Below are 12,836 nucleotides of genomic sequence, written 5' to 3' on the forward strand. Positions count from 1 at the left end.
AGGGGTCAAGTGGCATGTGATGTCAAGGGTGTTGGATGTGGCGTTCGGGGCTTATGCCAGGGATTCTTACGGCATGGCGTGCACGGGCCACTCATATTTCCGGGAGGTCTCAACTCGGAAAAGACGTACCGCCAACCTTGCTTTCGATCTTGATCCGCTGGCGGGAAGTGGACTATACCTGTCGCCCACCGGGGGATACGGGGGGAGCCGCGAAGAGGAACCGCCCAAGCGCCCGAGCAGCACTTTTCAGCAGAGCAGTACCAGCGTTTCCCGCACGACCCAGCGTGACCCGATCGCGGTGCCGGGGAGGATCCGGTTCACCGCCTGAGTCCTGTAGAAGGCGAGGACTTGAGCATGGGATCCACTTCCGCCGAGAACAACGGTACGGGCGTCGGCCGCCGCGATCTGATCAAGCGGTCCGCAGCGCTCGGCCTGATCTCCGTACCGACCATGAGCTTCCTCTCCGCCTGCGCGAGCGGCGGCGGGGACGACCAGGAGAAGGCCGAGGCGGGCGAGAAGTCCGCGAAGAACCCTCTCGCGGTCAACGACAGCGCCCAGATGGAATTCGTCCTCTTCGACGGCGGCTTCGGAAAGGAGTACGCCGAGGACGCCGTGAAGCTGTACGAGAAGGCCTTCCCGAAGGCCACGGTGAAGTTCTCCGCCACCCAGAAGATCCAGTCAACCCTCCAGCCGCGCTTCAACGGCGGCAACCCGCCGGACCTCGTCGACAACTCCGGCGCCGAGCAGATGGACATGGGCGTCCTGGTCGGCAAGAAGCAGCTCGCCGACCTCACCCCGCTCCTCGACGCCCCGTCCTACGACGACCCCGACAAGAAGGTCCGCGACACGCTGCGCCCCGGCATCGTGGAGATGGGCCAGTTCGACGGCGACCCGGTCTGGATCCTGTACTACGCGTACACGGTCTACGGGAACTGGTACTCGCAGAAGGCGCTCGACTCGCTGGACGCGGAGTACCCGAAGACCTGGGACGAGATGCTCGCGGTCTGCGAGAAGGCCAAGAAGAAGGGCATGGCGGGCTGGACGTACGCGGGCAAGTACCCGTACTACATCCCCTTCTCGATGTCCCCGATGATCGCCAAGGTCGGCGGTGTCGAGGTGCTGGACGCCATCGACAACCTGGAGCCGAACGCCTGGAAGCACCCGGCGGTCAAGACGGTCTTCGAGGCCTGGTACGAGCTGTACAAGAAGGGCTACATCCTCAAGGGCACCCCCGGCCTGGACCACATCCAGTCGCAGACGGCCTGGGCCCAGGGCAAGGCCCTGTTCATCCCCAACGGCTCCTGGGTGGAGAACGAGTCGGCCAAGGTCATCCCCGCCGACTTCGACCTCGCGGTGTCCGCCCCGCCCGGCATCGACGACAGCGACAAGATGCCCTTCGGCACGATGTGGGCCTCCGGCGGTGAGCCCTTCATCGTCCCGGCCAAGGCGGCCAACGGCGCCGGCGGCATGGAGCAGCTGCGCATCATGCTCAGCGAGGCCTCCTCGAAGAACTTCACCAGCAAGGTGAAGTCGCTCAGCGCCTACAACGGCGGCACCGACGGCATCGAGCTGACCCCGGGCCTCAAGTCCGGCGTCGCCGCCCTGGAGCTGGCCGGCGAGAACGTGGTGAACCCGCGCATGCAGGACTGGTACGTGCAGCTCCAGAAGGAGAAGATCGGCGTGTCCTGCCTGGGCGAGATGATGGCGGGCCGGATGACTCCGGCCGAGACCATCAAGAAGATCCAGGGCTTCGCCGACGACGCCGCCAAGGACTCGTCGATCAAGCACTACAAGCACCAGTGAGGAAGCGTCACCAGGGCCTGTCCGGCGCCGGCGCGCCGGACGGGCCCTGGCGGCGCCAGCCGCGCTCAGATCGGGGTCGGTAGCAATGCAGCACGGCAAGTACCGGTTCATCGTGGGGTTCCTCGCGGTCCCCCTGGGGCTGTACGCGCTTTTCGTCGTCTGGCCGTTCATCCAGTCCATCTACTACTCGTTCACGGACTGGACCGGGCTGAGTCCCGAGTTCAAGATGGTCGGCTTCGACAACTACTCACGGATGCTCGACGACGACATCTTCTGGAAGTCGTTGTGGCACAGCGTGTTGTTCGCCCTGCTGGTGCCGCTGGTGACGCTCGGCCTGGCGCTCTTCTTCTCCTTCATGATCAACGTGGGCGGGCGGAAGCGGAAGGGCGGCCCGGTGATCACCGGCGTCCGCGGCTCCGGCTTCTACAAGATCGTCTACTTCTTCCCGCAGGTGCTGTCCATCGCGATCGTCGCCCTGCTGTTCCAGTTCGCGTACAACCCGGACAGCGGCGCGGTCAACTCCCTGCTGCGCGGGATCGGCCTGGACTCCGTGCAGCCGCTGTGGCTCGGTGACCCGAACCTCGCGCTGTGGTGCGTGATGGCGGTGCTCGTCTGGTCCACCGTCGGCTTCTTCGTGGTCCTCTTCTCGGCGGGCATGGCCTCCATCCCGGCGGAGCTGTACGAGGCCGCGCTGCTGGACGGGGCGAACCGCTTCACGACCTTCTTCAAGGTCACCCTGCCGCTGCTGTGGGACACCGTGCAGTCCGGCTGGGTCTACATGGGCATCCTCGCCCTCGGCGCCGAGTCCTTCGCGGTCGTGCAGATCATGACGACCGGGCCCGGCGGACCCGACTACTCGACCACCGTGACGGTCCTGTACGTGTACCAGAAGGCGTTCCGGGACGGTCAGGCCGCCTACGCCACCACCATCGGCGTCGCCCTGCTCCTCGTCACGCTGGCCTTCGCGGCGCTCGTGATGAAGCTGGGCCGGCGCGAGCGGCTGGAGTACTGAGCAATGAAGACGACCGAGACCCCCGCCCCCGTGCCGGCCGAGTCCGGCGCGCCCGTCCTGAAGACCGAGGCCGCGCCCGGCGGACTCCGCAAGGGGAAGAAGGAGGGCACCGCCCTCAACGTCTTCTCCCACGGCGTCCTCGTCATCTGGGCGATCATGGTCGGCATGCCGCTGGTGTGGGCGGTGATGACGTCCTTCAAGGACGACGCCTCCATCTTCGGCTCGCCCTGGGCACTGCCCGACAAGCTGAACTTCGACAACTGGTCGCGGGCCTGGTCCCAGGCGCACATGAGCGACTACTTCCTCAACACCGTCCTGGTGGTGGGCGGTTCGCTCGTCGGCACCCTGGTGCTGGGTTCCATGGCGGCCTACGTGCTGGCCCGGTTCGACTTCCCGGGCAACCGGTTCATCTATTACTTGTTCATCGGCGGCATGAGCTTCCCGATCATGCTCGCGCTGGTCCCGCTGTTCTACGTCGTGGACAACATGGGGCTGCTGAACACCATCCACGGGCTGATCCTGGTCTACATCGCCTACTCACTGCCCTTCACGGTGTTCTTCCTGACCGCGTTCTTCCGGACCCTGCCCAGCTCGGTGGCGGAGGCCGCGTTCGTGGACGGGGCCTCGCACGCCCGGACGTTCTTCCAGGTCATGCTGCCGATGGCCAAGCCCGGCCTGATCAGTGTGGGGATCTTCAACTTCCTGGGGCAGTGGAACCAGTACATGCTGCCGACCGTGCTGAACACGGACCCGGACAAGCACGTCCTCACCCAGGGCCTGGTGCAGCTGGCGGTCAGCCAGGGGTACAAGGGCGACTGGTCGGGCCTGTTCGCGGGCCTGGTGATGGCCATGCTGCCGGTGCTGGCGGCCTACATCATCTTCCAGCGCCAGGTGGTCCAGGGCCTCACCGCGGGCGCCCTGAAGTAGCGCACCGGCGCCCGCCGGCGTGCTCGCGCGTGCCGCCCCCGGCCTCCGGGGGCGGCACGCGCGTGTGTGCGGCCACGCACCCGTGGGAGGCCCTGATGCGGTTCAACCTCTTGACGGGAGGCGACCCGAACGGCTCAGCTTAGAGTTCACTAGTTGGACATGGACGGGGCCTCATCGAAGCGGCCCCGCGCGCAGGAGGTCGTCGTGGAGACTCCGGGGTCGCAGTCGTCGCTGCACCGAGCCAACCTGGAACGGGTCGTACGAGCGGTACGGCTCGCCGGTTCGCTCACGCAGGCGGAGATCGCGAGGACGACGGGCCTGTCCGCGGCGACCGTCTCGAACATCGTCCGGGAGCTGAGGGAGGGCGGGACCGTCGAGGTCACGCCCACGTCGGCGGGCGGCAGACGGGCCCGCAGCGTCTCGCTGAGCGGGGACGCCGGCATCGTCATCGGCGTGGACTTCGGCCACACCCACCTGCGCGTCGCGATCGGGAACCTGGCCCACCAGGTCCTCGCCGAGGAGGCCGAGCCGCTGGACGTGGACGCCTCCTCGGACCAGGGCTTCGACCGGGCGGAACAGCTGGTCAGCCGGTTGGTCGCGGCCACCGGCGTCGACCGCTCCAAGATCGCCGGAGTGGGTCTCGGCGTGCCCGGCCCGATCGACGTGGAGTCCGGGACGCTGGGCTCGACCGCCATCCTGCCCGGCTGGGGCGGCACCCGGCCCGCCGAGGAGCTGCGGGGGCGGCTGGGCGTGCCGGTGCACGTGGACAACGACGCCAACCTCGGCGCCCTGGGGGAGCTGGTCTGGGGAAGCGGCCGGGGCGTGCGGGACCTGGCGTACATCAAGGTCGCCAGCGGTGTCGGCGCGGGCCTGGTGATCAACGGGAAGATCTACCGTGGACCGGGCGGCACAGCGGGAGAAATCGGGCATATTACCCTCGATGAGGCCGGCCCCGTCTGCCGTTGCGGAAACCGGGGTTGCCTGGAGACCTTCGCGGCAGCACGCTATGTGCTTCCGCTCCTCCAGCCCAGCCACGGCACCGATCTGACGATGGAGGGCGTCGTACGGCTGGCGCGGGACGGTGACCCGGGCTGCCGTCGGGTGATCGCCGACGTCGGCCGCCACATCGGCAGTGGAGTCGCCAACCTCTGCAACCTGCTCAATCCGAGCCGGGTCGTCCTCGGCGGCGATCTCGCCGAGGCCGGCGAGCTGGTGCTCGGCCCGATAAGAGAGTCCGTCGGGCGGTACGCCATCCCCAGCGCGGCGCGTCAACTCTCGGTGCTTCCCGGGGCACTTGGGGGCCGTGCGGAGGTGCTCGGGGCGCTCGCCCTCGCCCTCAGTGAAATGGGTGATTCGACCCTTTTGGACGGAAGTGCGAACGGCGCTCTGCCGGCGGCCACGCCTGCCTTCACTTAGAGCACGGATGGCACCGTTGTCATCTCGTTAAGGATTTACTTCTTGACGTCGTACGCGCGGCCGAGTTGACTTCCAGCCACCTCGGCCGCAACGACGCGGCCTCGTCAGGGAGGTTTGTGAAGTGAACACGCGTATGCGTCGTGCCGCCTTTGCCGTCGCCGCCGGCGCCATGGTCGTCTCGCTTGCTGCCTGTGGCAGCGCCGCGGAGTCCGACAACAACGACTCGTCCGACTCGGCCGCGAAGAAGGGCGACGACATCAAGGTCGGTCTCCTGCTTCCGGAGAACCAGACCGCTCGCTACGAGAAGTTCGACAAGCCCATGATCGAGAAGAAGGTCAAGGAGCTGACGAACAACAAGGGCGAGGTCGTCTACGCCAACGCCAAGCAGGACGCCAGCCTGCAGAACCAGCAGGTCGACACGATGGTGACCAACAAGGTCGACGTGCTGATCCTGGACGCGGTGGACTACAAGGCCATCGCCGGCTCGGTGAAGAAGGCCAAGGACGCCGGCATCAAGGTCGTCGCCTTCGACCGCCTCGCCGAGGGCCCGATCGACGCCTACACCTCGTTCGACAACGTCACCGTCGGCAAGACGCAGGGCGAGGCCCTGCTGAAGGCGCTGGGCGACAAGGCCGAGGGCAGCCAGATCGTCATGATGAACGGCTCCTCCACCGACCCGAACGCCGCCCAGTTCAAGGAGGGCGCCCACTCCGCCCTCGACGGCAAGGTGAAGGTCGGCCGCGAGTACGACACCAAGGAGTGGAAGCCGGAGAACGCCAACGCCAACATGGAGGGCGCCATCTCCGCCCTCGGCAAGGACAAGATCGCCGGCGTCTACTCGGCCAACGACGGCATGGCGGGCGGCATCATCACCGCCCTGAAGGCCGCCGGCATCGCCGACATCCCGGTCACCGGCCAGGACGCCGAACTCGCGGGCGTGCAGCGCATCGTCACCGGTGAGCAGTACATGAGCGTCTTCAAGTCCTACCCGAAGGAGGCCGAGGTCGCGGCCGAGATGGCCGTGAAGCTGGCCAAGGGCGAGTCGCTCGACTCGATCGCCAACGACAAGGTCGACAGCGAGTCCGCCAAGGGCGTCCCCGCGGTCATCGTCCCGGTCGTCTCGCTGACCAAGGACAACATCAAGGAGACCGTCATCAAGGACGGCTTCTACACGATCGACGAGATCTGCGCCGGCAAGTACAAGGCCGCCTGCGACAAGATCGGTCTGAAGTAAGCGGATCCCGCGTCCCGAGCTGACTGAGCCGCCCGGGACCGGCCGCCCCAGCTCCTCCGGCGCCCCGCACTCATCAGCCCCGCAAGCTACGCGGGGCGCCGGACGGAACCTCCCCCCCCCCCAACCTTTCTGCACAACCTCCCGCCGGGTCAGGCGGCGAAGGAGATGGTTCACGTGTCCGCTACGCCCGTGCTGGCGTTGCGCGGGGTCTCCAAGCGATTCGGTGCCGTCCAGGCGCTCACCGACGTAGAGCTTGAGGTCCACGCCGGTGAGGTGGTCGCCCTGGTGGGCGACAACGGCGCCGGAAAGTCCACGCTGGTCAAGACGATCGCCGGCGTGCACCCCATCGATGAGGGCGCCATCGAGTGGGACGGCAGGTCCGTCTCGATCAACAGGCCGCACGACGCCCAGAACCTCGGCATCGCGACCGTCTACCAGGACCTCGCGCTGTGCGACAACATCGACGTCGTCGGCAACCTCTACCTGGGCCGGGAGCTGCGCAAGCGCGGCGTCCTGGACGAGGTGGAGATGGAGCGCCGCTCCCGCGAGCTGCTGGACACGCTGTCCATCCGCATCCCCAGCGTGCGCATCCCGATCGCCTCGCTCTCCGGCGGTCAGCGCCAGGTCGTGGCGATCGCCCGCTCCATGCTCGGCGAGCCGAAGCTGGTCATCCTGGACGAGCCCACCGCCGCCCTCGGCGTCGAGCAGACCGCCCAGGTCCTCGACCTGGTCGAGCGGCTGCGCGAGCGCGGCCACGCGGTCATCCTCATCAGCCACAACATGGCCGACGTCAAGGCGGTCGCCGACAAGGTCGCCGTCCTGCGCCTCGGGCGCAACAACGGCATCTTCGAGGTCAAGTCGACCTCCCAGGAAGAGATCATCTCCGCCATCACGGGCGCCACGGAGAACGCCGTGACCCGTCGTGCGGCGCGCACCAATGGGGAGATCAAGAAGTGAGTATCGACAAGACCTCCACGGCCACCGAGGAGAGCTCGGTGGAGAACACCGACGCGGCCCCCGAGGCGGTCGCCGCGGTCGACCCGCGGCTGCTGGTGCGCGAGCAGGGCTTCGCCGGCTACCTCGGCGAGTTCAAGCGGAAGATGAAGGCCGGCGACCTCGGGTCCATCCCGGTCGTCGTGGGCCTGCTGGTCATCTGGGCCATCTTCACCAGCCTGAACTCCAACTTCCTCACCGCCGGCAACTTCTCCGACATGTCGGTCGCCATGGTCGGCACCGGCATGATCGCCGTCGGTATCGTCTTCGTCCTGCTGCTCGGCGAGATCGACCTGTCGGTCGGCTCGGTCAGCGGTGTCGCGGGCGCCACCTTCGCGGTGCTCAGCGTCACGCACGGGATGAACGAGATACTCGCCCTGGTGCTGGCGATCCTCACCGGCACCGCGGCCGGCGCCATCCACGGCTTCTTCTTCGCCCGCATCGGCGTCCCCGCCTTCGCCGTCACGCTGGCCGGCCTGCTGTTCTGGCAGGGCTTCATGCTGCAGATCCTCGGCAGCAACGGCACGATCAACCTCGACTCCGAGGGTGTGGTCGTCAAGCTGACCAGCTACTACTTCAGCGACGTGGCCGCCGCCTACGGTCTGGCGATCGTCGTCACCGCGGGATACTTCCTCAGCGCGTTCCTCGACAACCGCCGCCGGGACGCGGCCGGGGTGCCGTCCCGGCCGCTGAACGAGATCATCGTGCGCACGGTGCTGCTCGCGGTGCTGGCCTTCGTCGTGGCGATCGTCTTCAACCAGTACAAGGGCCTGCCGCTGGCCGTGGTGATCTTCCTGGCCTTCCTGCTGCTCACGGACTTCGTCCTGCGCCGCACCGCCTACGGCCGGAAGATCTTCGCGCTCGGCGGCAGCGTCGAGGCGTCCCGCCGGGCCGGTATCAACGTCGAGCTGATCCGGATCTCGGTCTTCGCCATCGCCGGCACCTTCGCCGCGATCGGCGGCCTCTTCGTGGCCTCGAAGATCGCCTCCGCCAACCAGGGCGCGGGCACCGGCGAGTTCCTGATGAACGTCATCGCCGCGGCCGTCATCGGCGGCACGTCCCTCTTCGGCGGCCGCGGCCGCACCTGGAACGCGCTGCTCGGTGTCATGGTCATCGTCTCGATCCAGTACGGCCTCGCTCTGGAGGGCATCGCCTCGCCGGTCCAGTACATGATCACCGGTGGCGTGCTGCTGGCGACGGTCGTCATCGACGCGGTCACCCGCAAGACGCAGAAGACGGCAGGCCGCGCCTAGCCGTCACAGGCCCCTGCGCGGCCGTACCGGCCGACGACCGCCCGCCCTCCCGGCTGAGCCCCGGGAGGGCGGGCGGTCGTCGTGCCGTGGCGTTCGGGGGACGGTGTGCGTCGGGCGCCGTCGGCGGGGCAGTCGTAGAACGGTCCGCCGCTGGGTAAGGCCGAACGCGTGACGTACGACGCACCGCCCGGACACGTTCCGCCACGGCGGAACATTAGACTCGGGCAGGCCCGGCAACAGCTCTACTGCAAGGAGGCACGGGTGCCGCTGCTGACCCGCATCACGGGACCGCGCGATCTGGACCGGCTCAGCCTGGAAGAGCTGAGCGGCCTGGCAGAGGAGATCCGCACCTTCCTGGTCGACGCCGTGTCCAAGACCGGCGGCCATCTCGGCCCCAACCTCGGCGTGGTGGAACTCACCCTCGCCCTGCACCGGGTCTTCGACTCCCCGAAGGACAAGGTGCTCTGGGACACGGGCCACCAGTCCTACGTGCACAAGCTGCTCACCGGCCGCCAGGACTTCTCCAGGCTGAAGATGAAGGGCGGCCTGTCCGGCTACCCCGCGCAGGCCGAGTCCGAGCACGACGTCATCGAGAACAGCCACGCCTCCACGGTCCTCGGCTGGGCCGACGGCATCGCCAAGGCCAACCAGGTCCTCGACCGCGACGACCACGTGGTCGCCGTCATCGGCGACGGCGCGCTCACCGGCGGCATGGCCTGGGAGGCGCTGAACAACATCGCCGCCGCCAAGGACCGCCCCCTGGTCATCGTCGTCAACGACAACGAGCGCTCCTACGCGCCCACCATCGGCGGCCTCGCCAACCACCTGGCGACCCTGCGCACCACCGACGGCTACGAGCGCTTCCTGGCCCGCACCAAGGAGGTCCTGGAGCGCACCCCGGTCGTCGGCCGACCGCTCTACGACACCCTGCACGGCGCCAAGAAGGGTCTGAAGGACTTCATCGCCCCGCAGGGCATGTTCGAGGACCTCGGCCTGAAGTACGTCGGCCCGATCGACGGCCACGACCTGGAGGCCCTGGAGTCGGCGCTCACCCGCGCCAAGCGCTTCGGCGGTCCGGTCATCGTGCACTGCCTCACCGAGAAGGGCCGCGGCTACCAGCCCGCCCTCCAGGACGAGGCCGACCGCTTCCACGCCGTCGGCAAGATCCACCCCGACACCGGCCTGCCCATCGCCACCTCCGGCGCCGACTGGACCAGCGTCTTCGGTGAGGAGATGGTGAAGATCGGCGAGGAGCGCGAGGACGTGGTCGCCATCACGGCCGCCATGCTCCAGCCGGTCGGCCTCGACAAGTTCGCCAAGGCCTTCCCCGACCGCGTCTACGACGTCGGCATCGCCGAGCAGCACGGCGCGGTCTCCGCGGCCGGCCTCGCCCATGGCGGGGTGCACCCGGTCTTCGCCGTGTACGCCACCTTCCTCAACCGCGCCTTCGACCAGGTGCTGATGGACGTGGCCCTGCACAAGTGCGGCGTCACCTTCGTGCTGGACCGCGCCGGTGTCACCGGCACCGACGGCGCCTCCCACAACGGCATGTGGGACATGTCGATCCTTCAGGTCGTCCCCGGCCTGCGGCTGGCCGCCCCGCGCGACGCCGACCAGGTCCGCGCCCAGCTGCGCGAGGCCCTCGAGGTCGACGACGCGCCGACCGTGGTCCGCTTCTCCAAGGGCGCCGTCGGCCCCGCCGTACCCGCCGTCGGCCGCGTCGGCGGCATGGACGTGCTGCGCGCCCCCGGCACCGACACCCCGGACGTCCTGCTGGTCTCCGTCGGCGCGCTCGCGCCGATGTGCCTGGAGGTGGCGGACCTGCTGGACAAGCAGGGCATCTCCACCACCGTGGTCGACCCGCGCTGGGTCAAGCCCGTCGACGAGGCCATGGCCCCGCTCGCCGAGCGCCACCGCGTGGTGGTCACCGTCGAGGACAACTCCCGCGTCGGCGGTGTCGGCTCCGCCGTCGCCCAGGCGCTGCGCGACGCGGGCGTGGACGTGCCGCTGCGCGACTTCGGCATCCCGCCGCGCTTCCTCGACCACGCCTCCCGCGCCGAGGTCCTGGCCGAGATCGGGCTCACCGCGCCCGACATCGCCCGCCAGGTCACCGGCCTGGTCGCCAAGCTCGACGGCCGCTACGACCGCACGGCCGCCGACGCGGACGCCGTGCAGGCGGCCCGCGACTGACGGGACGCCGGCGCTGTTGCGCCGATGGGCCGGTCTCTCCACCCGTTGCGGTGGTGAAACCGGCCCATCCGCGTGAATCGGCTCACGCCGGGGCATACGCAGTACGCCCCCCTCTCGATCATGTCGGGGACGACAAGCGTCGGAGGTACGCGTGAGCAACAGCAGTCTTTTCAGGACCAAGAAGATCGAGCAGTCGATCCGGGACACGGAGGAACCGGAGCACGCGCTCAAGAAGTCCCTGTCCGCGCTGGATCTGACCGTCTTCGGCGTCGGTGTCATCATCGGCACCGGCATCTTCGTACTCACCGGCACGGTCGCCAAGAACAACGCCGGGCCCTCCGTGGCCCTGGCCTTCGTGGTCGCCGGTGTGGTGTGCGCCCTCGCCGCGCTCTGCTATGCCGAGTTCGCCTCCACCGTCCCGGTGGCGGGTTCCGCCTACACCTTCTCCTACGCCTCGCTCGGCGAGCTGCCGGCCTGGATCATCGGCTGGGACCTGGTCCTGGAGTTCGCGCTCGGCACAGCGGTGGTGGCCGTCGGCTGGTCGGGGTACATCCGTTCGTTCTTCGACAACGCCGGCGTGACGTTCCCCGAGACCCTGGGTGGCCGGGACGGGGCCGACGGCTTCGGCTTCGACATCCTCGCCGCCGCCCTGGTGCTGGTGCTCACCGGCATCCTCGTCCTCGGCATGAAGCTCTCGGCGCGGATCACCTCGCTCGTGGTCGCCATCAAGGTGACCGTCGTCCTCATCGTGATCATCGCGGGTGCCTTCTTCATCAAGGGTTCCAACTACGACCCCTTCGTCCCGAAGTCGCAGCCGGTGGAGGCCGGAGCGGGGCTCGACTCGCCCCTGATCCAGCTGATGTTCGGCTGGGCCCCGGCGAACTTCGGCGTCATGGGCATCTTCACCGCGGCCTCGGTCGTCTTCTTCGCCTTCATCGGCTTCGACATCGTCGCCACGGCCGCCGAGGAGACCCGCAACCCGCAGCGCGACATGCCCCGCGGCATCCTCGGCTCCCTGTTCATCTGCACCGCCCTCTACGTCGCCGTCTCGATCGTCGTCACCGGCATGCAGCACTACAGCGAGCTGTCCGTCGACGCCCCGCTCGCCGACGCCTTCAAGTCCACCGGCCACCCCTTCTTCGCCGGCGTGATCAGCTTCGGCGCCGCCGTCGGCCTGACCACGGTGTGCATGATCCTGCTGCTCGGGCAGACCCGGGTCTTCTTCGCGATGAGCCGCGACGGACTGCTGCCGCGCTTCTTCTCCCGCGTCCACCCGAAGTTCCGCACCCCGTACCGGCCGACCATCCTGCTCGGCGTGATCATCGCGATCGTGGCCGGCTTCACCAGCCTGAGCGAGCTGGCCGAGCTGGTGAACATCGGCACGCTGTTCGCGTTCGTCATCGTGGCGATCAGCGTGATCATCCTGCGCCGCACCCGCCCGGACCTGCCGCGCGCCTTCCGCACCCCGCTGGTGCCGCTGCTGCCGATCGTGTCGGTGGCCGCCTCGCTGTGGCTGATGCTGAACCTGCCCGCCGAGACCTGGGTCCGGTTCGGCATCTGGATGGCCATCGGCGTCGTCGTGTACTTCCTCTACAGCCGCAGCCACAGCCGCCTGGGCCGCGGCGAGGACACCACCCCGCCGCCCCCGGCCGGCCAGTAGCCGGACGAAAGCGGCGCCCGGTCCCGGAGCGACACCTCCGCGACCGGGCGCGCGCCGTCACCGGGGCCGTACGGTCCGAGGCCCCGTCACCTCCGCGCCCAGTTCCGTCACCCGGCGGCGCAGCTCGCGGTCGGCGGTCACCACGAGGACGGGGCGGTGACGGGCGGCCTGTGTGACCGGACCGGTCATGTGGCCTGTCGGCTGCGGGTGTCGGGTGCACCGGTGCGCGGTCGACGGGCTTCGCGGCCGGCGTCGCCGTCACCGGGGCCGTACGGTCCGAGGCCCCGTCACCTCCGCGCCCAGTTCCGTCACCCGGCGGCGCAGCTCGCGGTCGGCGGTCACCACGAG

9 protein-coding genes and 2 pseudogenes are annotated in these 12,836 nt (G+C 68.7%); 9 read left to right on the forward strand and 2 right to left on the reverse strand.

The window, feature by feature from the left end; translation table 11 throughout:
- Positions 1-354 precede the first annotated feature (354 nt).
- From ngcE to ACFW01_RS14975, 9 genes are all read left to right on the forward strand, one after another.
- Positions 355-1,803: an N-acetylglucosamine/diacetylchitobiose ABC transporter substrate-binding protein gene (gene ngcE / locus ACFW01_RS14935; RefSeq protein WP_234959966.1), complete on the forward strand. Its 1,449-nt coding sequence runs from the start codon at positions 355-357 to the stop codon at positions 1,801-1,803.
- Between the two features lie 85 nt (positions 1,804-1,888).
- The gene (locus ACFW01_RS14940) at positions 1,889-2,815 is read left to right on the forward strand and encodes a carbohydrate ABC transporter permease (RefSeq protein ID WP_122618357.1); all 927 of its coding nucleotides are present in this window, start codon (positions 1,889-1,891) and stop codon (positions 2,813-2,815) included.
- Positions 2,816-2,818: 3 nt separating this feature from the next.
- Positions 2,819-3,742 (forward strand): carbohydrate ABC transporter permease, encoded by a 924-nt coding sequence (locus ACFW01_RS14945; protein ID WP_234959967.1) that lies wholly within the window; start codon positions 2,819-2,821, stop codon positions 3,740-3,742.
- A 204-nt stretch (positions 3,743-3,946) separates the two neighbouring features.
- A complete protein-coding gene (locus ACFW01_RS14950) occupies positions 3,947-5,158 on the forward strand; it encodes an ROK family transcriptional regulator (protein WP_234960104.1) in 1,212 nt (403 codons plus the stop codon).
- 133 nt (positions 5,159-5,291) lie between these two features.
- Positions 5,292-6,392 (forward strand): sugar ABC transporter substrate-binding protein, encoded by a 1,101-nt coding sequence (locus ACFW01_RS14955; RefSeq protein WP_234960105.1) that lies wholly within the window; start codon positions 5,292-5,294, stop codon positions 6,390-6,392.
- A gap of 165 nt (positions 6,393-6,557) precedes the next feature.
- Positions 6,558-7,349 carry an ATP-binding cassette domain-containing protein gene (locus ACFW01_RS14960; protein WP_064730313.1) on the forward strand — a complete coding sequence of 264 codons (792 nt, stop codon included), beginning with the start codon at positions 6,558-6,560 and terminating at the stop codon, positions 7,347-7,349.
- Positions 7,346-8,638 (forward strand): sugar ABC transporter permease, encoded by a 1,293-nt coding sequence (locus ACFW01_RS14965; RefSeq protein ID WP_384503874.1) that lies wholly within the window; start codon positions 7,346-7,348, stop codon positions 8,636-8,638. Before ACFW01_RS14960 ends, ACFW01_RS14965 begins: the two co-directional genes overlap by 4 nt.
- A 261-nt stretch (positions 8,639-8,899) precedes the next feature.
- The gene (gene dxs, locus ACFW01_RS14970) at positions 8,900-10,828 is read left to right on the forward strand and encodes a 1-deoxy-D-xylulose-5-phosphate synthase (protein ID WP_384503876.1); all 1,929 of its coding nucleotides are present in this window, start codon (positions 8,900-8,902) and stop codon (positions 10,826-10,828) included.
- A 151-nt stretch (positions 10,829-10,979) separates the two neighbouring features.
- Positions 10,980-12,488: an amino acid permease gene (locus ACFW01_RS14975; RefSeq protein WP_384503878.1), complete on the forward strand. Its 1,509-nt coding sequence runs from the start codon at positions 10,980-10,982 to the stop codon at positions 12,486-12,488.
- Between the two features lie 57 nt (positions 12,489-12,545).
- Here ACFW01_RS14975 and ACFW01_RS14980 read toward each other — a convergent pair.
- Both ACFW01_RS14980 and ACFW01_RS14985 read right to left on the reverse strand, forming a co-directional pair.
- Positions 12,546-12,644, reverse strand: a pseudogene (locus ACFW01_RS14980) (NTP pyrophosphohydrolase); the annotation flags it as partial.
- A gap of 102 nt (positions 12,645-12,746) precedes the next feature.
- Positions 12,747-12,836 (reverse strand): annotated as a pseudogene (locus ACFW01_RS14985) (NTP pyrophosphohydrolase); the annotation flags it as partial.

Source organism: Streptomyces sp. NPDC058985, assembly GCF_042740985.1.
In the GTDB taxonomy this organism is placed as follows: domain Bacteria; phylum Actinomycetota; class Actinomycetes; order Streptomycetales; family Streptomycetaceae; genus Streptomyces.